Source organism: Synechococcus sp. UW106 (assembly GCF_900474015.1).
Classification (GTDB): domain Bacteria; phylum Cyanobacteriota; class Cyanobacteriia; order PCC-6307; family Cyanobiaceae; genus Parasynechococcus.
Genome location: NZ_UCNV01000008.1, coordinates 25031 through 44494 on the forward strand (window position 1 = coordinate 25031; position 19464 = coordinate 44494).

Annotated in this window: 20 protein-coding genes and 1 tRNA gene; 10 read left to right on the forward strand and 11 right to left on the reverse strand. The window is 57.0% G+C overall.

Annotation, left to right across the window (positions count from 1 at the left end):
• Window positions 1-25 precede the first annotated feature (25 nt).
• From DXY30_RS13555 to DXY30_RS04815, 7 genes are all read right to left on the reverse strand, one after another.
• A complete protein-coding gene (locus DXY30_RS13555; RefSeq protein ID WP_137006795.1) occupies window positions 26-1180 on the reverse strand; it encodes a hypothetical protein in 1155 nt (384 codons plus the stop codon).
• A gap of 98 nt (window positions 1181-1278) precedes the next feature.
• The gene (locus DXY30_RS04790) at window positions 1279-1875 is read right to left on the reverse strand and encodes a cytochrome c oxidase subunit 3 (protein WP_115093607.1); all 597 of its coding nucleotides are present in this window, start codon (window positions 1873-1875) and stop codon (window positions 1279-1281) included.
• A gap of 4 nt (window positions 1876-1879) precedes the next feature.
• Window positions 1880-3568 (reverse strand): cbb3-type cytochrome c oxidase subunit I, encoded by a 1689-nt coding sequence (locus DXY30_RS04795; protein WP_115093608.1) that lies wholly within the window; start codon window positions 3566-3568, stop codon window positions 1880-1882.
• 8 nt (window positions 3569-3576) lie between these two features.
• Entirely contained in the window at window positions 3577-4512 is a 936-nt protein-coding gene (locus tag DXY30_RS04800; RefSeq protein WP_115093609.1) for a cytochrome c oxidase subunit II, read from the reverse strand.
• Window positions 4509-5129, reverse strand: a complete 621-nt coding sequence (locus tag DXY30_RS04805) for a DUF2231 domain-containing protein (protein ID WP_115093610.1) — start codon at window positions 5127-5129, stop codon at window positions 4509-4511. The genes DXY30_RS04800 and DXY30_RS04805 overlap by 4 nt, the downstream gene beginning before the upstream one ends.
• Complete coding sequence (locus DXY30_RS04810; RefSeq protein WP_115094162.1) at window positions 5126-5626, reverse strand: DUF2231 domain-containing protein; 501 nt, start codon at window positions 5624-5626, stop codon at window positions 5126-5128. Before DXY30_RS04810 ends, DXY30_RS04805 begins: the two co-directional genes overlap by 4 nt.
• Before the next feature lie 112 nt (window positions 5627-5738).
• Entirely contained in the window at window positions 5739-6824 is a 1086-nt protein-coding gene (locus DXY30_RS04815) for a calcium/sodium antiporter (RefSeq protein ID WP_115093611.1), read from the reverse strand.
• A gap of 82 nt (window positions 6825-6906) precedes the next feature.
• On the opposite strand from DXY30_RS04815, the gene DXY30_RS04820 reads away from it, so the two are divergent.
• Genes DXY30_RS04820 through DXY30_RS04830 form a run of 3 tightly spaced genes read left to right on the forward strand, consistent with a single transcriptional unit; the run spans window position 6907 to window position 9872 of the window.
• The gene (locus DXY30_RS04820; protein WP_115093612.1) at window positions 6907-8556 is read left to right on the forward strand and encodes a SulP family inorganic anion transporter; all 1650 of its coding nucleotides are present in this window, start codon (window positions 6907-6909) and stop codon (window positions 8554-8556) included.
• Window positions 8549-9595, forward strand: a complete 1047-nt coding sequence (pyrC, locus tag DXY30_RS04825) for a dihydroorotase (RefSeq protein ID WP_115093613.1) — start codon at window positions 8549-8551, stop codon at window positions 9593-9595. The genes DXY30_RS04820 and pyrC overlap by 8 nt, the downstream gene beginning before the upstream one ends.
• Window positions 9570-9872 carry a thioredoxin family protein gene (locus tag DXY30_RS04830; RefSeq protein ID WP_115093614.1) on the forward strand — a complete coding sequence of 101 codons (303 nt, stop codon included), beginning with the start codon at window positions 9570-9572 and terminating at the stop codon, window positions 9870-9872. Before pyrC ends, DXY30_RS04830 begins: the two co-directional genes overlap by 26 nt.
• 6 nt (window positions 9873-9878) lie before the next feature.
• On the opposite strand, the gene DXY30_RS04835 is transcribed toward DXY30_RS04830, so the two are convergent.
• Window positions 9879-9967, reverse strand: a tRNA-Leu gene (locus DXY30_RS04835).
• A 271-nt stretch (window positions 9968-10238) separates the two neighbouring features.
• Between DXY30_RS04835 and DXY30_RS04840 the strand changes: the two genes are divergently transcribed.
• Genes DXY30_RS04840 through DXY30_RS04860 form a run of 5 tightly spaced genes read left to right on the forward strand, consistent with a single transcriptional unit; the run spans window position 10239 to window position 12834 of the window.
• A complete protein-coding gene (locus DXY30_RS04840; protein ID WP_115094164.1) occupies window positions 10239-10700 on the forward strand; it encodes a cupin domain-containing protein in 462 nt (153 codons plus the stop codon).
• A gap of 13 nt (window positions 10701-10713) precedes the next feature.
• On the forward strand, window positions 10714-11688 hold the full coding sequence (locus tag DXY30_RS04845; protein ID WP_115093615.1) for an SMP-30/gluconolactonase/LRE family protein: 975 nt from the start codon (window positions 10714-10716) through the stop codon (window positions 11686-11688).
• Between the two features lie 40 nt (window positions 11689-11728).
• Entirely contained in the window at window positions 11729-12118 is a 390-nt protein-coding gene (locus tag DXY30_RS04850; RefSeq protein WP_170951135.1) for a RidA family protein, read from the forward strand.
• Between the two features lie 4 nt (window positions 12119-12122).
• Complete coding sequence (locus DXY30_RS04855) at window positions 12123-12389, forward strand: Nif11-like leader peptide family natural product precursor (protein WP_115093617.1); 267 nt, start codon at window positions 12123-12125, stop codon at window positions 12387-12389.
• A 4-nt stretch (window positions 12390-12393) separates the two neighbouring features.
• On the forward strand, window positions 12394-12834 hold the full coding sequence (locus DXY30_RS04860; protein ID WP_115093618.1) for a heme-binding protein: 441 nt from the start codon (window positions 12394-12396) through the stop codon (window positions 12832-12834).
• On the opposite strand, the gene DXY30_RS04865 is transcribed toward DXY30_RS04860, so the two are convergent.
• Window positions 12809-13585: an SDR family NAD(P)-dependent oxidoreductase gene (locus DXY30_RS04865; protein WP_115094166.1), complete on the reverse strand. Its 777-nt coding sequence runs from the start codon at window positions 13583-13585 to the stop codon at window positions 12809-12811. The genes DXY30_RS04860 and DXY30_RS04865 overlap by 26 nt on opposite strands.
• 127 nt (window positions 13586-13712) lie before the next feature.
• Here DXY30_RS04865 and DXY30_RS04870 point away from each other — a divergent pair, with 127 nt between their 5' ends.
• Together DXY30_RS04870 and DXY30_RS04875 are read left to right on the forward strand one after the other, a co-directional pair.
• Entirely contained in the window at window positions 13713-14552 is an 840-nt protein-coding gene (locus tag DXY30_RS04870; RefSeq protein WP_244281279.1) for a VOC family protein, read from the forward strand.
• Between the two features lie 60 nt (window positions 14553-14612).
• Complete coding sequence (locus DXY30_RS04875) at window positions 14613-15104, forward strand: DoxX family protein (protein ID WP_170951136.1); 492 nt, start codon at window positions 14613-14615, stop codon at window positions 15102-15104.
• A 4-nt stretch (window positions 15105-15108) separates the two neighbouring features.
• On the opposite strand, the gene DXY30_RS04880 is transcribed toward DXY30_RS04875, so the two are convergent.
• The gene (locus DXY30_RS04880; RefSeq protein WP_115093619.1) at window positions 15109-16707 is read right to left on the reverse strand and encodes a GMC oxidoreductase; all 1599 of its coding nucleotides are present in this window, start codon (window positions 16705-16707) and stop codon (window positions 15109-15111) included.
• Between the two features lie 50 nt (window positions 16708-16757).
• A complete protein-coding gene (locus tag DXY30_RS04885; RefSeq protein ID WP_115094171.1) occupies window positions 16758-19451 on the reverse strand; it encodes a glucosidase in 2694 nt (897 codons plus the stop codon).
• Window positions 19452-19464: the final 13 nt, after the last annotated feature.

A 19464-nucleotide genomic window follows, 5' to 3' on the forward strand; every position in this document is an offset into this window, starting at 1 on the left:
GGCATTTAACGCTTTATAGATATTATTAATTCTCTTCAAGGTTGCCCGGCCAGTCAGAATTTAAAATATTTTGCAAATTGTTGAGTCTTAGATTTTTGTTATTTTCCTCCCAAAAGCTGTCAAATCGGTCGACTGCATGTGTTGCTACATGAAGTCGTATGAGTTCGTTTATTGGCAGTGAATGGCCTGAAATATTCGATAAGCGGAGGTCGTGTCTAATGTTTTTAATATTTGCCAGTTCTAAAAGTTCTTTTAGTGAAGTGGCTTTCAAATAGGCCTTATCTAGTCTCCATCGTAAATAATCTATGGCGCCGATTCCTGTCGCCTTGGAAAATTCCCAATCTAAGTATCCTATGGATATGTGATGGCTATTTTGTTGTCTGTTTAGTATTTTAATATTTGCTGGGCGCAAGTCGCCGTGTATCAATGCGGCCTCGACGGTTTGATTGCATTTATTTTGGTCAAGGAGGCGTTTGATGTTATTCTTTTGTTGCTCATTCAAGTCTTTTTTGTGCAAATCGTCTAAGATAATTTCTGATTGCACTTTTAGTGATGTAGTTGTATTTTTTAATGTTAAATTTTGAAGCTCTGAAGCGATTTGTTTGTCAAGGTGCGGACTATATTTTGGCTCACTTCCTCTCATTAGTGTTTGCGACGAAAAAGCAAAATTGTCGTTAATGGCTTTATAGTTTAGGGGCTGAGGTGCTTCCACCCTTGAGTGAAGATTTTTGAGAGTTTCGTATTCATTTAGTAGATTAAATTTTAGGCTTGATGTTTTTATTATTCTTCCGACTTTTCCTGGTGGAATTATAGAGACTAAGTTTTTCATCGAGGCTGTCCTGTAGGCCAGGGATGTCAGCTCACTGATCTTCATTCCAGATTGAATGTGTCTTGCATTTGGCGTAATCGTGTAGATAAATTTTTGAATATGTGGGGGTAAAGAGCTTTGAAGCCTGGGAGTTAAGACTTGTTCTGTTTGTGCATTCAAGAAAGAATTTATACCGCTTGTCTGTGAAGCATCTCTGCCAAATGGGCTTGTAAACCAATGAGTAATTTTTGATTCCCTTTTGAAGACATAGATATGATTGCTTTTGGGGCTCTTGGACTTGTCCTCCTTTAGTGATATTCCGGTAAAAAGGCTGTCTATTATTTTTTCAATTTTTTGTTGGGTTTCGGTCATTCTTTGTTTTGTGAAGCTTGGTCGGGGGGTGGCGTGTTGGGGTTTGATTGTTTTGCCCCTTGAGTTTTTCCTGGGGTTGTGTTGATGATTTTTCTAAATCACTGCCAGACGTAGATCAGAAGGAAGAGAAGAATCCAGATCACGTCGACGAAGTGCCAAAACAGGCTCACCGCAGCGACGCCCATCTCGCCTTTGTCGTAGTTCCCTGGGACGAAAGAACGCGCCAACATCAGTCCCATCAGCAGGATGCCGGTGATCACGTGCAGACCGTGAAAGCCCGTCAGCAAATAGAACAATCCTCCGAACACACCGGTGCTGAGGCTGAAGCTGAGCTCCGACCATTCGAGGTATTGGCCGTAAACGAAGTAGGAGCCCATGGCCATGGTGAGCAGCCAGACCGAGCGGAAGCCCCAGAGGTTGCCCTTATGCAGATATCGCTCGGCGGCATAGGCCACGAAACTTGAGCTCACCAAGACCACGCTATTGATCAGGGGCATGCGTACCTTCAGCCCGTCGACGCCGTCTGGTAGCCACTGCGGAGCTGTGAGCTTCAGCACCGCGTAGCCGGCGAAGAAGGCCAGGAAGATGACGCTCTCAGAGCAGAGGAAAATCACAAAGCCGGTCATGTTGTGGCCGTCGTGCTTCACATGCCCGGGTGTGTGATTTAGCTGCAGGTCGGGATTGACGCTGGTCATCGGTTCAGGCCTCGTGGGAACGGCGCACGTAGAACTCCTCGTCCTCAACGAGGGGGTGCCCGAGGCCGTAGCCGTAGGGCTCACTGATAACGGTGGGGATGTCGTCTTCGAAGTTTTCGGCCGGGGGCGGTGAGGGAAGCAGCCATTCCAGGCCGATGGCTCTCCAGGGGTTGGGGGGAGCCTGCGGCCCCCGGGCCCAGGAGCTCACCATATTGAGAATGAAGGGGATGGAGGCGACGCCGAGCATGAAGGCGCCGATGCTGCCGAGCACGTTCCAGATCGCGAATTCAGGGTCGTAGGACGCGACACGACGAGGCATGCCAAGCAGTCCAGCCCAGTGCAGGGGCAGCCAGTTGAGCGTGGCACCGATGAAGGTGAGCACGAAGTGGACTTTGCCGAGCCCTTCGTAATACATCCGGCCCGTGAATTTGGGGAACCAGTGGTAAATCCCGGCGAAGACCCCGAAGCCGATCGTGTTGAAGATTACATAGTGGAAGTGGGCTACCACGAAGTAGGTGTTGCCCACGTGAATGTCGATCGGCACGGTGGCCAGCATCACGCCGGTGATCCCGGCGAAGATGAAGTTAAACAAGCCACCCAGACAGAACAGCATCGGTGTGTTCAAGCGCAGATTGCCCTGCCAGAGCGTTCCCAGCCAGGCGAACACCTTTACCCCTGTGGGAACGGCGATCAACATCGTGGTGAACATGAAGATATGGCGCATCCAGTTCGGCGTGCCGGTATAGAACATGTGGTGGGCCCACACGATCAGGCTGAGGAAGGTGATGCCGAAGGAGGCGATCGCCACGAATCGATAGCCGAACAGTGGCTTGCGGGCATACACCGGGAACAGTTCGGAGAAGATGCCGAACACCGGAAGCACCAGCACGTACACGGCGGGGTGGGAATAGAACCAGAAGAAGTGCTGGAACAGCACCGGATCTCCCCCACCTTCGGGCCGGAAAAAGCTCGTGCCGAAGCTGAGGTCGAACAGCAGCATGACCGCACCACCGGTCAGGGCCGGCAGTCCCACCAGTTGGATGGTCTGGGCGGCCCAAGCGGTCCAGACATAGACCGGCATCTTGAAAAAGCCCATGCCCGGGGCCCGCATCCGGATGATCGTCGTCACGAAATTGACGGCACCCATGATCGAGGAGATGCCCGACAGAGCCACCGCCAGGATCCAGAGGAATTCCCCATTGATGAAGTGTCCAAGGGGGTTCTGAAGACTCATCGGTGGGTACGACCACCAGCCCGATGACGCCGGTCCACCGGGGGCGAAGAAGCTGCCCATCAACACCGCTGCAAATACGGGCACCAGCCAGAAAGCGGCCGCGTTTAGCTTCGGGAACGCCATGTCTGGCGCGCCGATCATCGTGGGGATCAACAGGTTGTTGAATCCGTTGAGGATCGGGAAGAGGAACAGGAACAGCATCACTGTTCCGTGCATGGTGTAGAGGCCGTTGTAGACGCTGGGATCCACCAGATCTGCCGGTGGTGTGATCAGCTCACCGCGCACGATCATGGCCAGCAGTCCCCCCACCAGAAGGAAGAAAAGAGACGTGGCGATGTATTGGATGCCGATCACCTTGGCATCGGTGTTGAAACTGAAGAAGCGCTTCCAGTTGTCCGGGGCCCCTGGGACCGGGTGGGGGGCCTTGAGGATGCGCGGGTCGTAGTTCGTGGAGGTCATGGCGCGTCTCAGGCGTCGTGGGGGAGGGAGGGATCGCCGGGGTCGTTCACCATCGGGGCAGGAGCTGGCGGCACCGTGGCCCAGCCCTTGTCTCCCCGACTAAGGCGTCGGTCGTACAGCGGCCGTCCTGGATCGAGGCCGGGCCGCAAGGGTTGTTTGGCCGTTGCCTTCAGCCAGCCGTCGTAGGTCTGTTCGGATTCGACGATGACGTCGGTCTGGTTCTGGGAGAAGTAAGCGCCGCTGAACATGGCGTCCCGCAACCGGAACCTGCCCTCCTTGGTGGGGGTGAGGCTGTAGGAAATGATGCTGCCGGGGATGATGTCTTGCTTCAGCCGGAAAGCCGGTACATAGAAGCTGTGCAGCACGTCTTCCGAGATCAACCGCAGATTCACCCGTTGATCAACAGGAAGGTGCAGTTCTGAACTGCGCACGCCGCTGGGGTACACGAACTCCCAGCTCCACTGGCGGGCAATCACATCAATCGGTCCGATGTCGGCGCTGGGGTCAACGCTCACCAGCGTGGTGGGATCACTGCCGATGGCGTACTTGTGCTTCGGACCGAGGGTCTGAAGCTTCATGTTCACGTTCATCGTGTAGGCGGCGATCGCGAAGACCGTCACCAAAGGAATGATCGTCCAGATGATCTCCAGCTTGGTGTTTCCCTCGATGGGTGCCCCGTCGCTCTCGTCGTATTTGCCGGCTCTGTTGAACAACAGAACCCAGCCCATCACACCGGTGCAGCCGAAGAAGATGAAGGAGCCGATGCCGGTCTCCAGGGCGAACAGATCGTCGACGTAAGAGGCTGCGCTGGAGGCCTGGGGTGGGAACCAGCTGTAGGACCACGTCGCCATCAATTTGGCGATCACCAGATTGATCGCTACCGCGATGCTGATGATCACGATGGCGCCGATGTTCGGGCCGTTCTTGGGAGCGGTTGTGGTCATGGCAATGCCTCCTGCAGATCGGCACCGGCGGCAAGCAACTGGTCTGCGGTGATGTGCACGCCGAAGTCACTGGCCAGCCAGGCGCCGAGGCTGCCGTGCAAACCCATCACCAGCAGCATGGCGGCGCCACAGAGCAGATACAGCCAGGTGACCTGACGGCCCATGTCCTTGCGCCATACAAACCGTTGGTAACCACGCCAGATCGTCATGGCCACCATCACCAACAGAATCGCCACGCCACCGATGGCATGCCAGAGCATCGTGTCGATGGCGGTTTGGCCGAGCAGGCTGCGAACGCCCGGCAACGGAACCGCCAGCAGCATTTCGTAGAACCCAGCAGCCACGGTGAAGAAGCTGATGCCGCTGCACGCCACGAGGTTGTACCAGCCCACGTCGTGGAAGCCGCTGCGGGTGACCGGCAACGCCAGAAAGCGGAACACCCGTTTCTCCAACGGGTAGAAGGCACCGGCGAAGTCAAAGGCGATGGCGATCGCAAACAGGCCGATGCTCAGGTGCACCAGATTGGGGTGCAGCGGAATCGCGTAGGGAAGGGTGTTGGCGCCGAGGGAGTCGGCGATGTCGTTGATCGGTGATGCGATCGCGGCGAAGAGAATCACGACACCACCCCCTGACGGATGGCCTCAACGACGGGAACCGTGTGCAGCCCGTAAACCCAGACCAGCTTGTCGCCGAGGTACACCTGCGTGACCACCAGACCCGCCAGCACGACGTCAAAGATGAGAAAGCCCTTGGGCAAAATCGCCGGGTCCTTCTGCCGGGCGACGTAGCGCCAGCCCGTGAGCAGGGCCAGCACACCGGCGAGGGACCAGCCGATGGTGCTGTGCACATTGAGGATGTCCCTTGATGCGCCATAGGGATTGGCGAGACCCGCCTCCACCTGGCCGAAGATGATCGCCACAAAGATCGCAACAGTGGCCACGATCAGGTTCCAGAAGCTCACCTCAAACAGGTTCTTCTTTCGGCTGATCACGCCAATGAAGTCGAACACGACGCTGATCAAGGCCATCGCGATCACGAAGTGAACAACGATCGGGTGGATGACGTCGATCCAGGGCAGATTCTTGTCGTTGAGCGGAGGAAGCAGCTCAAGCATCGGCAAGCCGAGCAACGTCTGCTCCAAGGATGAACACGTCGCGTCAGACGGTCATCCCTGGGTGAGGAAATACAACTCCATTGGTCTCATTGCCGGCCTGACGGAGAGGCCTTTAGGTCTTGGTCCGCCAGAACACAAGCGCCTGGGTCATGATCACGATCATCACAATCGGCAGCACCAGGCAGAGCATCAACAACCGGAATTCATCGGACAAACTGGCCAGGGATGTCCTCGGTAGAACGTTGTCAACGATGTAAAGGATGTACAAACCGAGCAACAGGCCGCCCTCCAATCGACTGATCCGTCCGCGCGTCCAGAAGATCGGCATGCAGGCCAGACTGGTGAGCAGCATCACGGGCATGTCGTCCTGAATCAATTCGGGGCTGACCTCCAAGCCACGGCCAGCGGCGGCCAGGGCTCCGCACCCGAGCACCAGCAGCAGATTGAGCAGGCAGCTGCCCACCACGTTGCCGATCGCCAGATCGGTGCGCCCTCGCAGGGCGGCAACCAGGGAGGTGATCAATTCCGGCATGGAGGTTCCGGCGGAAACGATCGTCAGACCGATCACCGCCTCACTGACCCCCAGGTAGGTGGCGGCTGCTGTGGCTCCACTCACCAGCACCCTGGATCCGATGGTGAGGATGCCGATGCCCCCGATGAGGCGCAGGACGGCCAGGCTCCAACCACCCCGCGCAGCGTCGTCCTCGATCTCTGGTTCAGCGCTGCCGCTGTCGTCCGGTTGTTCACGGGCGGTGCGGATCTCCCAGATGCTGTTGATCACAAGTCCCAACATCAGGGCCAGGCCTGCCTGCCAGGTGACCCGTCCCGCTGAGGCCATTCCCCAGACGGCAGCGGAGATCGCAATCATCAGAGGAACGTCCCTCCGCACCAGACGGCTTTCCACGCGCAGCGGCAGCACCAAGGCACTGCTGCCGAGCACCACCATCACGTTGAAGATGTTGCTGCCCACAACATTGCTCACGGCGAGAGCGTCAGATCCCTGCAGCACCGAACTCAGGCTCACGAACAGTTCAGGTGCGCTCGTGCCCAGCGAAACCACCGTGAGGCCGATCACGAGCTGGGGAATACCGAAGATCACCGCCATGGCGACGGCCCCCTGAACGAACAGCTCTCCGCCACCGAACAGCAGCCCGATCCCCAGCAGCACTTGGATCGTGGCCTGTACAAATTCAGGCATGGGGAGGGATCAGTTGTGTGTGGGGATTCTGCTTTGTCGTGACTCCACTTAATGTCAGGCGCTGCGGTTCAGTGCCTGACTTTTGTTGAATCGGATTTCCACAAGCAATCTGCGCGGTGATGCCTTCGGTGGCGTCACCGCCGCGGTGATTGCCCTTCCGATGGCCCTGGCCTTCGGGGTCGCTGCAACGGGCGACCCAGCACCGGGACTTTGGGGAGCCGTGATCATCGGCTTGGTGGCCGCCGTCTTCGGCGGCACACCCACCTTGATCTCTGAACCCACTGGTCCGATGACCGTGGTGTTCACCTCAGTGATCCTCAGCTTCACCGCCACGGCCCCGGACAAGGAAACGGCCATGGCCATGGCTTTCACCGTGGTCATCCTGGCGGGCCTGTTTCAAATTCTCTTCGGCGTGTTCCGTCTGGGTCGTTACGTCACCCAGATGCCCTACACGGTGATCTCCGGTTTCATGTCGGGGATCGGAGCCATCTTGGTGATTCTCCAGCTGCCGGCCTTCCTCGGTCAGACCGCCTCTGGCGGGGTCATGGGGACCTTGTCCAATTTGCCCGGGTTGATCGCTGGTGTGCAGCCGATGGAGCTGGCTCTGGCCTTGATCACCGTCGCGATCCTCTGGTTCACCCCAGCAAACGTCAAGCGTTTCTGTCCGCCGCAGTTACTGGCTCTGGTCTTGGGAACGGTTCTGTCGATGACCTTGTTTCAAGACGCTGGCCTCAAGACCATTCCGCCTTTCAATGCCGAGCTCCCCAGCCTGCATGTGCCCACCTTCTCTGGAGGGCAGCTGCGCTTGATGTTCGTTGATGCGGCTGTGTTGGGCATGCTCGGGTGCATCGATGCGCTGCTCACCTCCGTGGTGGCCGATAGCCTCACCCGCACCGAGCACAACTCGAACAAGGAACTGGTGGGCCAGGGACTGGCGAACATCGCCTCGGGTGTCTTCGGAGGTCTCCCTGGGGCGGGAGCCACCATGGGCACCGTGGTCAACATCCAGGCTGGCGGACGTTCGGCCCTCTCTGGAATTGTTCGAGCAGGGATTTTGGTGGTGGTTGTTCTGGCCGCCGCTCCCCTCGCTTCCACGATCCCCCTTGCTGTGCTGGCGGGGATCGCCCTGAAGGTGGGTATCGACATCATCGACTGGGATTTCCTTCAACGGGCCCATCACCTTTCGGTTAAAGCTGCGGTGATCACCTACGGCGTCATTGCGCTCACGGTGTTGGTGGATCTGATTACTGCGGTGGGGATTGGCGTCTTCGTGGCCAACGTCCTCACCATTGATCGGATGAGCGCTTTGCAGTCCAGAAAAGTGAAAACGATCAGCACCGCCGATGACGATGTGGAGCTGACCGAAGAGGAACAGGTTTTGCTGGATCAGGCCTCCGGCAAGGTCCTGTTGTTTCAGCTCGCCGGCCCAATGATCTTCGGTGTGGCTAAAGCGATCGCTCGCGAGCACAACGCCATCGGCAATTGTCAGGCGGTCGTCTTCGACCTCTCAGAGGTATCCCACCTCGGGGTCACCGCTGCGATCGCGCTCGAGAATGCGGTCAAGGAAGCGATTGAAGAAGGGCGCAGGGTTTACCTGGTCGTTGCAACGGGAAGTACAGAAAATCGGCTTCAGAAGCTCAAGCTGCTTGATCGTGTTCCCAAGAGCCACATCAGCGCCGATCGCCTCGTGGCCTTGCGTCTTGCCGTCAATGGTTTGGCGCTGAATGACTGATCAGATTTCGATCATCGCTCCGGATGATTGGCATGTGCATCTCCGTGACGGCGAGATGCTCACGCATGTTGTGGCCCATACAGCCCGTCGTTTTCGTCGGGCGATTGTGATGCCAAATCTGCGCCCTCCGGTGACAACCGTTGCTGCGGCGCGGGCATACCGCGCGCGTATTCAGGCCGCATGTCCCGCTGATCTGGAGTTCACGCCGTTGATGACGGCCTACCTCACCGACTCGATCGATCCCTCCGAGCTCGAGACTGGCTTTAAAGAGGGAGTGTTTGCCGCGGCCAAGCTTTATCCCGCCAACGCCACCACCAATTCAGCAGCTGGAGTAACGGATCTGCTGCAGATAGATCCAGTGCTGGAGACGATGGCCCGGATCGGCATGCCATTGCTGATCCATGGAGAGGTCACGGATGCCGATATCGATATTTTCGACCGTGAGGCGGTCTTCATTGAACGGCATTTGGCACCCCTGAGGGTTCGTCATCCCGAGCTGAAGGTTGTGTTCGAGCACATCACCACCGAGCAGGCTGTGCAGTACGTCAGCTCCGCGGATCACCATCTCGCGGCCACGATCACCCCCCACCATCTGCATATCAACCGCAACGCGATGTTTGCCGGAGGGTTGCGCAGTGACTTCTACTGCCTTCCCGTCGCCAAGCGGGAATGTCACCGTCAGGCCCTACGCCGGGCTGCCACCAGCGGTGACCCCCGCTTCTTTCTTGGCACTGATACAGCACCTCACGAGCGGGCCTCAAAAGAGAGTTCCTGCGGTTGCGCCGGCATTTTCAATGCGCCCTTCGCTTTGGAGAGCTACGCCCAAGTCTTCAATGAAGAAGGTGCCCTTGCCCATCTAGAAGCATTCGCCAGCCTGAACGGGCCAGCTTTCTACAACCTGCCAGCCAACAGCAGCCGCATCACGTTGCAACGGCGTGATCATCTTGTGCCGGAACTTGTGAATGGACTGGTTCCTTTCCATGCTGGAGAGATCCTCTCCTGGACCGTCGCCGATGCACCTGATCAAGTTCAGCTCTGAAGACTGCGGCACCTGTCACCGCATGAGCCACTACGACGCCAAAGTGGCGGAGGAGCTTGGCTGCAGCTTCATTTCCGTGATGCTTCAGGACACGGAGATGTATCGCAAATATCGGAAAATCCTGCTCAAGCAGTACCCCAACAAGGAGGGGATGGGTTGGCCCACCTACCTTCTGGTGACCGATCCCGATGGCGAGTTCACCATCGAAGGAGAGTTAAAGGGCGGTATGCCCAAGGGAGACTTCCGTACCAAGCTCGCCGCAATGCTGTCGTCCTGATGCGGGTGGTGGGGGCAGGGGGACTTGAACCCCCACAGGCCTTTCAGCCCAAGCGATTTTAAGTCGCGTGCGTCTACCGATTCCGCCATGCCCCCGACCCGGCAAGTTTAGTTTCCCCTGAGTGCTCGAGCTCTCCGATCTGTTGTTTCTGTTCAATCAGCGGTGACGCGTCATCCCCATGGGCCGATGCCTTGCACGGTGATCTCTTGGATCAGGAGATGGTGGTGAACATTCGGGCGTGCTGATGTTTGCCTCTGCAGGCCATGCTCCTTTGATCCGGAATGCTTCAGACCTGTCTGTGCTGTGCGAGTTGATAGTCAGCCTTGTTCGAAATGAATAGGGTGCAAAGACCAGTGCATGCCTCTGATGACCGACCCTTTCAGTCTGGCTCCAGAGCCTGAAAGCTACTGGCACCTCTATACAGATGCTGAAGGGATCAGTCGTCAGGAACGATGCACCATCAGTGCGTTCACGCTTGGTCAACTTGGGCCAGGTGATTCGCCCCAATTTTCGCGTGATTTGATGAAGGAAGGAAATGCTTTTGTGACCTACTTGCCCGTTGGCTGGACTGCAGACTGGCATGAAAATCACGTGCCGAAATGGATTTATGTCCTGAAAGGTGCCTGGTCTGTCGAGAGCATGGATGGAACAAAGGCGGTCATGAAGGCTGGTGAATATTCCTATGGGGGTGATCAGGATTGTCTGGCGATGGCAGATGGTCGTCGAGGTCACCTCTCCGCTCAGGTTGGAGACGAACCCTGTGTTCAACTGATTATCCAGAGAAATGATCAGGATTGGCGAAATCTGCCCCCTGGATCATTTAAGTAAGGGTGCATTCGTCATGGTGTTCCGTAGTCAATTTGTTGAAACTGAGATTGAAGCGGTGGATCCGCGCTTCAACTCTTTGGTGTTGTTCAATGCTCAGCTTGAACGTCTCTTTGACGGTTGTCGTTGGCTGGAGGGGCCGGTCTGGTTCGGCGATCAACAGCGTCTGCTGGTTTCCGACATCCCCAATGATCGAATTCTGTCTTGGGATGAGACCCATGGTCTCAGTGTGTTCCGCTACAACGCCGGGTTCCCAAATGGCCAAACCCGTGATCTCCAGGGACGGCTGTTGACTTGCAGCCATGGTCATCGGGCTGTATTGCGCACGGAGCACAACGGTCGTGTTGTGCATTTGGTGGACTCCCACCAGGGCAAGCCTTTGAACACCCCCAATGATGTGGTGGTGAAAAGTGATGGCACGATCTGGTTTAGCGATCCTCTTTACGGCCTCGTCAATGATTTTGAGGGAGGCCGGCGCCATTCCGTGCAACCGGCGGTGGTTTATCGCTTTGACCCGGCCGATGGATCTCTCAAGGCAATGACAACTCCCGACGAGGTTGTGGGCCCCAATGGGTTGGCGTTCTCTCCCGATGAGTCGCTTCTCTACATCGTCGATACGGCAGCCCCCTCAGGCGTGTTTGGTGATCCGCCGAATAACGACGCGCCCATGCCGGATCGACTCATTCACGTGTTCGAGGTGGAGGATGGTGGCCGTCAGATTTCAGGTCGACGTGATTTCTACCGGGTTACCAACGGCAATGCCGATGGCATCCGTGTGGATGTCGACGGAAACATCTGGAGCAGTGCTGGGAATGGGGTTCATTGCATCGCATCGGATGGCACCTTCCTGGGACGAATTGCCACGCCCCACTTGGTTGGCAACCTTTGCTTTGGAGGCGTTCATGGCAACCGTTTGTTCCTCTGCTGTTGGGATTCGGTGTATTCCATCCATGTGAATGCCCGTGGCATCCAGCACCCTGCACTCCCCTGAAATGCCGCTACAACAAAGACAATTACGTTGATCGACGGTGTTGGACCGACATCCAATTCGCACTAAAAAGGCCAACCAGCCTGTGGCCAGCTACAGCCAGGGCTATCGCGTCGGTCAGTTTGTCTTTGTGTCCGGCCAGATGCCTGTGGATCCCGTCACCAATCAAACGGTGGAGGGAGGGAGTTCGGAACACACCCGTCAATGTCTCAAGAATGTGTTCGGAGTTCTTGAAGCGGCTGGATGCACGTACAAAGACGTTGGCCAGGCCGTTGTTTACATGACCAACATTGATGAAATTGAGGAGATGGATGCTGTTTGGCAGGAGTTTTTCCCTGATCCAGAGAATTACTGTTCCCGCGCGGTAATCGGCATCAGCAAATTGGTGGTGGGAGCCCGTATTGAAATTTCCTGCATTGCAATCAAAGACTGACGCCATGACCCACAACGGCAATCCACAGTTGGAACAATTCCTCCACAAGGTGAAGGGTGATCAAGGTCTGCTTGATCAATTTCACGACGCAGCTTGCCTCGACGACATTGCTGCGATGGGGCAGACGATGGGGTTCCAATTCACCGGGGTCGACATCCTGGTGCATCAGGCCTCAGCAACGTTGAAATTGCCCGAGGAGGCCTTGCAGGCTTTGGCTGCAGGGGTGGAGCTGGAAGGGCACCTTTGGAAGATGGCCATTCAGTGGGCCTGAACCGATGCAGATGATTCCTTGTCTCGATTTGGCCGACGCCGACAGGATCGTTGTGTCGGCCATGGCCATGGCTCATCAGTTGTCGGCAAGGGTCTCGATTGCGGTGGTGGATGCCTCTGGAGTGCTCATCTCCTTTCGCCGGCTGGACGGCGCGTCCATCGCCAGCGTTGAGACATCCGCTGCAAAAGCGCGCACGGCTGCGCTGACGGGCGTTGACAGCGCGGCTGCGGAACAGGCCATCGCTTCCGGTCGCACGGCACTCTTGTCGTTGCAGGCAGTACTGCATCAGCCCTGTGCCCTGATGGCTGGCGGTCTGACCTTGGGTTACCAGGATGCGGTGGTAGGGGCGATCGGGGTGTCAGGCATGACGCCTGACCAGGATGCTGCCGTCGCCCGTGCCGGGGTTGAGGCCTTTGAAATCAAAGCCCAGGACTGCTCATCATGATTCCACCGTCAGCAAAGACGCTGGTTGCCGTCATGTAGCTGGCACCATCGCTGGCGAGGAACGCCACCAGCGAAGCGATTTCTTCCGGTTGGGCCATCCGGCCCATCGGAATCGCCGCATTGAGCTTGGCCATCAGCTCGGGATTGTTCATGGTGGAGTCGTTGATGGGTGTGGCCACAGCACCCGGACCGACGTTGACGATGGAGACCCCCTTGCTCGCCAGTTCAACACCAGCCGTCCGGGTCATCATGCGCACCCCGCCCTTGGCGACGCAATAGGGCGTGTTGTCTGGCATCGGCCAGTCTTCATGGACGGACGAAATATTGATGATTCGACCACCACTTCCTTGGGCAATCATCTGTTTGGCGCTGTACTGCGTGGCAAAGAACACCCCACGCAGGTTGACGTTCATCACCTTGTCGAAATCCTCTGGGGTGGTGTCAAGGATCGAGGTTCGTGTCTCGATGCCAGCGTTATTCACCATCACATCCACCTTGCCGAAGGTCTTCACGGCAACGTCGATGAGGTGTTGAATCTCCTCAAGCTTCGCCACATCGGCCTGCACGCCAATCGCTTGCCCACCGAGCTCGCCAACTTCATCGATCAAGGCTTCGGTGCGCTCAGGATGCGAGCGGTAGTCGATGACCACCTTGGCGCCCAAAGCCCCGACGGCTTCGACAATGGCCTTGCCGATACCGGAATTGCCACCGGTCACGATGATCACCTTGTCACGCAGACACAGAGAGGTCATTGCCTTTGGGACTTGGGTGGTCATGGCAGGCATCAACGAATAAACACTCCATAGCTGTTTTCACTGATCTCGGCAGTGATTGATGCGTAAACGGCGCTAAGACAACCGCAGTGGAGATGACGCATTCGTGGTAGCTGCTCAGGGGCAATCCCTTTCGATTCAAGGGGTAGCGTTTTCCTTGCCGGAGCCTGGATGTCTTGATCCCCTACTTGATGTTTTAGGGGCGATTGATCAGGGCCAATCGTTGCTGGAAGGGGAGGCCCTTCAGCGACGTTTTGGCTTGAACAAGGGGCGGGCGATTGTTAGTCACCACCGACTGGGCAGGGAATGCCTCGACTATGTCTTCTTTGAGGGAGTCGATGCGGTTTCACACCCCGATCCAGGCCCCGCAAACAGCCTCTGGTTTCAGCACGTCGCGATTGTGGTGAGCGATATGGAGCGTGCTGCTGACCAGTTGATGCCCCTTGTGGCTCCGATCTCGGAGGCGCCGCAGTGGTTGCCCAATGGCGTGGCGGCGTGGAAGTTCCGCAACGCCGCAGGTCATGCCATGGAGCTGCTCTGGTTCCCTCCCGGTCAAGGGCATCCCCGTTGGCATCAGGACGACGGTCCTCTCTTTCAGGGGCTGGACCATACGGCCATTGCGATCAGTGATAGCGATCGCAGCTTGTTGTTTTACGGCGTTGATCTTGGCCTGCAACTTCGCTACGCCACTCTGAACCAGGGTGTTGAACAGGAACGGCTCGATGGCGTGATCAACCCAAGGGTGGCCATCCATGGCTTAAGCGGTTGTTCTCCATGTGGTGTTGAATTTTTGAGATATCTCAGCCCCTCTCCCTTGCGACCCTCAGCGGCTGCGTTGCAGCCGCAAAATGCCCTCTATGCCCAGATCCTGGTCCAGGATCCTTCGGCTGGATCCGGTCGATTGTTGTGTGATCCAGATGGTCATCGCCTCTGGATTTCTTCTTAAGCGAATCCTTCAATTGTTCGGGCTGGTCGTCACTAGTTTTGGAGAAAAGACTGGTGTCTTGTGGACCTTGTCTCTTTGATTGCCCCCTCGTCACCTGAGGGCCTTGCTGGTTCTGGTCTGCTGGTGTTGCGTCTGTTCACGGGGCTGGTGTTCATCCGCCATGGTTGGCCCAAACTTGTGAACTTGAAAACATGGTCCACGGCGATGAACACGCCGGCCTGGCTTTGTTCCCTTTCGGCTTTTTCCATGTGGTCTGGAGGGATCGCTCTGCTGCTTGGTTTCCTCACGCCTCTGGCGGCTGTCGCCATTGCTGTGTCGATGTTTTACGCCGTTGTGCTGGAGATCACCCGTGGTTTTCCGTTCATTGCCCCTGATCCTTATCTAATCCCCGAAGGGGATTACGGCGGTCCGATGGGTGTTGGAGAACCACCAAGTTGGGAGAAAGCTGCGATGTATGTCGTGATGTGCCTTGTGTTGATCACCGCTGGCGGTGGCCCCCTCAGCGTTGACCTGATGCTCGTTGCGCCGTGGCTTCAATCCTGGTTGGGCTAATTAATCAACCCAGCCGTTCCTTGAGATGGTCCGCCACACGGATGGCATTGGCGATGGCTGTCAGGGATGGATTCACCGCTGAGCTGCTGGGGAAAAAGCTCGTGTCAACCACATACAGATTGTCCACATCGTGGGTGCGGCAGTTGGTGTCCAACACCGAGGTGCTGGAGTCGGTGCCGAAGCGACATGTCCCTGATTGATGGCCCACGGCAGCAATGTCCATCGACGAGGCGAAATAGATCTGACGTTCGGCGAGATGGTTTTTGAGGTACAGCTTGTCCAGCAATGCCTCCAGTCTGTTGGCCAGCTCGTCGGATGCCCTGGTGTTGGTCGGGGTGTAGTCCAGCTTGATCTGACCTTTCGTATTGATGGTGACCCGATTGTTCGGTAGCGGAAGATCTTCCGTTTGCAGCCAGAAATCGAGTGAGTGTTCCGCGAGTTTGTCCATGCTCCATGTGGGAGCAAGAGCGGTGAGCCGCGGTTTATAGCCTTTCATCATCGCTCCATTGGTTTTACCGGTCATTTGCACGTTGCCCATCGGGAAGTCGAAGTAGTTGTCGCCGAAATACCAGTCATTGAGCGCGACAGTCTTTTGAAACACCGTGGTATTTGGCTCATGGGCGAGAGCCACCAATGCTTTGCAGTTGTGATACATGTAATTTCTGCCCACTTGATCGGAGCTGTTGGCTAGGCCCCGGGGATGGGCATCGTTGGCTGACATCAGCAGCAGACGTGCCGAATTGGCGGCACCAGCGGAAACGACCACGATGTCGCCTTTGAAACGGCGTTCTTCTCCCTGGTGCCTCACCACCACATCAGTGATCTGACGACCACTCCCATCGGTGTTGAGTCGAAGCACCTCCGCTTCTGTGAGCATGAACACATTGTCGTGATCAAGAGCTGGACGGACGCCCATCACTTCCGCATCACCCTTGGCATGAACCAGGCAGGGAAATCCATCGCAGCGGTTGCAGCGCACGCAAGCGCTGAAGGCGGGGTTCGCTTCATCGAGTGCGACTCCCGTGGGTGCGTGAAATGGATGGAGCCCCGCTGAGCGGAGGTCATCTACCAGCTTTTGCATGCGTGGCTCGTGGCTGATGGGCGCATGGGGATACGCGGAGGAGGCCGGTGGCTCGGTGGGGTCCTCACCCCGCAGCCCATGCACGTGATACCACTCCTCCGCTTTGCGGTAATACGGCTCGAAGACGTCGTATTTCAGCGGCCATTCCGGTGATTCGCCGTCGACATGCATCACCGATTCGAAATCCCTCTCCCGCAAGCGGAAGTGAGCTGCTCCATACAGTTTTGAGGCACCGCCAACGAAGTAGTGACTTCCCGGCTGAAACGTCTTTCCGTGCTTGTCCTGCCAGGGGTCCGTTGAGACGTAGCGGTCTTTCTGGAAGACCTCAACCGGATCCCAGTTTTGCGGTTCCCGTGGCAGCCAGCCGCCTCGTTCCAGAATCAAAATGGAGTGGCCGGAGTCGGCTAAAGCTCGGGCCAGAGACCCACCACCCGCGCCACTGCCGATTATCACCACATTGTAGTGATCTGCTTGAGGTTCTACGGCGTTAAGACGACGAGCGTCATGGGTGGCGTGATCCATAACGACGTGCCGGACAATGACCCAAACGTTAGAGAGATCACCTCATGGCGTCAGCGCCATCGTTGGAGTTGTGTGATCATTTTCGCGACAATCGCTGTCCATCCTGTCTGGTGACTCGCACCGACGCCGGCACCGCTGCAGCCATTGAAATACTCATTGAAGAGGAAGAAATCACGCCATTCGGGATCATTTTGGAACAGCTCGATCGTCCCGTTGAATGGCCTCTGTCCGTTGCGATCACGCCTGAAGATGCCAACCAGTCGCTCCTCAAGTTCCAGAGAAATGTCCCAGAGATTCAATTCGCGACCAGAGCCCGTCGGGAACTCCATCTTGAAATCATCGCCGAAGTAGTGGGCAAACTTCTGCAGGGCTTCGATCAGCAGGTAGTTGATCGGCATCCATACCGGTCCTCGCCAGTTGGAATTACCTCCAAACATGGCTACAGGACTGTCGGCAGGGCTGTAGTTGATCGTGGCGTAGTCGTCACCCTGTTGATAGCTGTACGGAGTTTTTTCATAACTCTTGGAGAGGCTTCGGATGCCGTAAGGGGAGAGAAATTCCTCTTCATCGAACACCCTTTCGAGGATGCGCCGTAGGCGTTGCGGAGGCACGATCGAAAACAGAATTCGATCACGGTGCCAGGATCCAAGATGAGCGATCGAATCAAACTCCTCTCCGCGTTCGCGACCCAGATCACGCAGATAGGTGCTCACGTCGAGAGAGGGAATCGATTCGACCGTTTCGGCGTCGAACGTTGCGATGGCGAGCAACGGAATCAGACCACTCAGTGAACGTGTTCTCAAATAGTCGGTGCTTCCGTCCGGGCGCTTGAGCACGTCGTAGTAGAAACCGTCTTCCTCGTCCCAGTTCACGTACCCTTTGCCACCAGGACTGTTCAGCGCGTAGGTCAGGCGACTGAAGTCGCGGACAAAGCGATCGCTCAGGCTTTTGTATTCCGTTCTGTCCTCAGAGAGAAGAACGCACGCCTCCAGCATGTTGAGGCTGAGCATTCCCATCCAGGCTGTTCCATCCGATTGCTCGATCCGGCTGCCGTCTTTGAGTGGGTAACGCCGATCGAAGATGGCGATGTTGTCCAGTCCAAGGAAGCCTCCTTCGAAGAGGCTGTCACCGTTGCGGTCCGTTCGGTTGGCCCACCATCCGTATTCCAGCAACAGCTCCCGGAGGCTGGCGCGGAGAAAGGGATAGTCCTGCTCTCCGTAACGACGCTTGGAGATCTGGAAGATCCGCAGTGCTGCCCAGGCACCAATCGGTGGGTTGGCGTCTGAGAGGGCCCATTCATAGGCAGGGGATTGCCCATTGTTCGCGGTGTAAGAGGCCTGGCGGAGCATGCGCGACTGCCGCTTCGCTTCGCCCGGATCGATTTCCGCGAAGGCCACTGCATGGAACATCAGATCCCACTGGCAGAAGTAGGGGTACTCCCAGCAGTCGGGCATCGAGATGATGTTTTGGGCCCGAAGGGTTCGCCAGTAGGCGTTTTCGGTGTGCCACCGTTCCTGAGGTGGCCTGGGAGCGTTGTTGTCCCCGCGCAGCCACCGGGCCACATACCAGTCGTAGTACTTGCGGCACCAGAACAATCCGGCAGCGGCCGAGGCATGGATGGCACGGTCCTCCTCGTTGAGTCCAGGTGCTACCCATTCCAGATGGTCCTGCCACTCCCGGCGGCGTTTGTCCATCAAGGTGTTGAACGAGGCTGTCTCTTCCGGCTCCGGGGCCTGGCTTGCTTGGTGGTCGTGTCGGCTCAGTCGTAGCGTCACCGTCCAGATTCCTTCTGGATGGAGCGTGCGTTGGAGATGCAGCGCTGCTTTGCTCCCAGTCTGTGCCGGATTTACCGCGCCCCGCTCTCCGTCAATCAGAAAGCGGTGAAAGGCATCTTTCACATAGGGCTGCTCTGGGGCTTGTCCGTAGAGCCGTTCGGTGTTGGTTTCGTTTTCCGTGAACAGCCATGGGCCTTGTTCACTGCAGGTCAGGTTGTAAGCAGCCAGGCCTTCGACGGCATCACTCAGGAGCCGATTGTCCTGGAGGCGAAGGCGGGGTCGGTTCCGGTCAGGATCCCCCCAGCTCCAGGTGTTCCGGAACCACAGGCTGGGAAGGAGATGAAGGTCTGCGTCCTCCGGACCTCGGTTGGTGATGGTGAGTCGGATCAGCACATCTTCGGGAGAAGCTTTCGCGTACTCAACGTCGAGATCAAAAAAGCGATTGCCCGAAAAGATGCCTGTATCGACCAGTTCGTATTCGTTCTCTTCTCTGCTGCGGTTGCGGTTTTCGTCGCGCAGTTGCTGGTAAGGAAAGCTCTGATGCGGGTAGCGATACAGAGCTTTCGCATAACTACCGGTTGGTGTACCGGCGAGGTGATACATCGTGTCTTTGATGTCTTCTCCGTGGTTGCCTTCGGGATTGCCGAGACCGAACAAGCGTTCTTTGAGAATGGAATCCTTGCCGTTCCAGAGCACAGGAGAGAAACAGAGCAGACAGCGTTCGTCGCTCAGGCCCAGCAAGCCGTCCTCCCCCCAGCGGTAGCTGCGCAGGTGGCTGTGGTCGAAGGGAAATGAGTTCCAGGCGTTGCCATCGCCTGAATAATCCTCGCGGACTGTGCCCCACTGCCGATCACTCAGATAGGTCCCCCAGCGATCCCAGGGCTGGTGTCCTTCATCCCTTTCGTGGCAACGCAGAAGTTCCGCGGGTTCTCCACCGATCTGTGCGGTGGAACTCACAGACGTCGACATCGACTGAACACCC

Bases quoted from the DNA above. Each gene is read 5' to 3' on its own strand.
- DXY30_RS13555 (WP_137006795.1), bottom strand. From the start codon at position 1,180: ATGACCGAAACCCAACAAAAAATTGAAAAAATAATAGACAGCCTTTTT.
- DXY30_RS04790 (WP_115093607.1), bottom strand. From the start codon at position 1,875: ATGACCAGCGTCAATCCCGACCTGCAGCTAAATCACACACCCGGGCAT.
- DXY30_RS04795 (WP_115093608.1), bottom strand. From the start codon at position 3,568: ATGACCTCCACGAACTACGACCCGCGCATCCTCAAGGCCCCCCACCCG.
- DXY30_RS04800 (WP_115093609.1), bottom strand. From the start codon at position 4,512: ATGACCACAACCGCTCCCAAGAACGGCCCGAACATCGGCGCCATCGTG.
- DXY30_RS04810 (WP_115094162.1), bottom strand. From the start codon at position 5,626: ATGCTTGAGCTGCTTCCTCCGCTCAACGACAAGAATCTGCCCTGGATC.
- DXY30_RS04815 (WP_115093611.1), bottom strand. From the start codon at position 6,824: ATGCCTGAATTTGTACAGGCCACGATCCAAGTGCTGCTGGGGATCGGG.
- pyrC (WP_115093613.1), top strand. From the start codon at position 8,549: ATGACTGATCAGATTTCGATCATCGCTCCGGATGATTGGCATGTGCAT.
- DXY30_RS04830 (WP_115093614.1), top strand. From the start codon at position 9,570: ATGCACCTGATCAAGTTCAGCTCTGAAGACTGCGGCACCTGTCACCGC.
- DXY30_RS04840 (WP_115094164.1), top strand. From the start codon at position 10,239: ATGACCGACCCTTTCAGTCTGGCTCCAGAGCCTGAAAGCTACTGGCAC.
- DXY30_RS04845 (WP_115093615.1), top strand. From the start codon at position 10,714: ATGGTGTTCCGTAGTCAATTTGTTGAAACTGAGATTGAAGCGGTGGAT.
- DXY30_RS04855 (WP_115093617.1), top strand. From the start codon at position 12,123: ATGACCCACAACGGCAATCCACAGTTGGAACAATTCCTCCACAAGGTG.
- DXY30_RS04860 (WP_115093618.1), top strand. From the start codon at position 12,394: ATGCAGATGATTCCTTGTCTCGATTTGGCCGACGCCGACAGGATCGTT.
- DXY30_RS04865 (WP_115094166.1), bottom strand. From the start codon at position 13,585: ATGACCTCTCTGTGTCTGCGTGACAAGGTGATCATCGTGACCGGTGGC.
- DXY30_RS04880 (WP_115093619.1), bottom strand. From the start codon at position 16,707: ATGGATCACGCCACCCATGACGCTCGTCGTCTTAACGCCGTAGAACCT.
- DXY30_RS04885 (WP_115094171.1), bottom strand. From the start codon at position 19,451: ATGTCGACGTCTGTGAGTTCCACCGCACAGATCGGTGGAGAACCCGCG.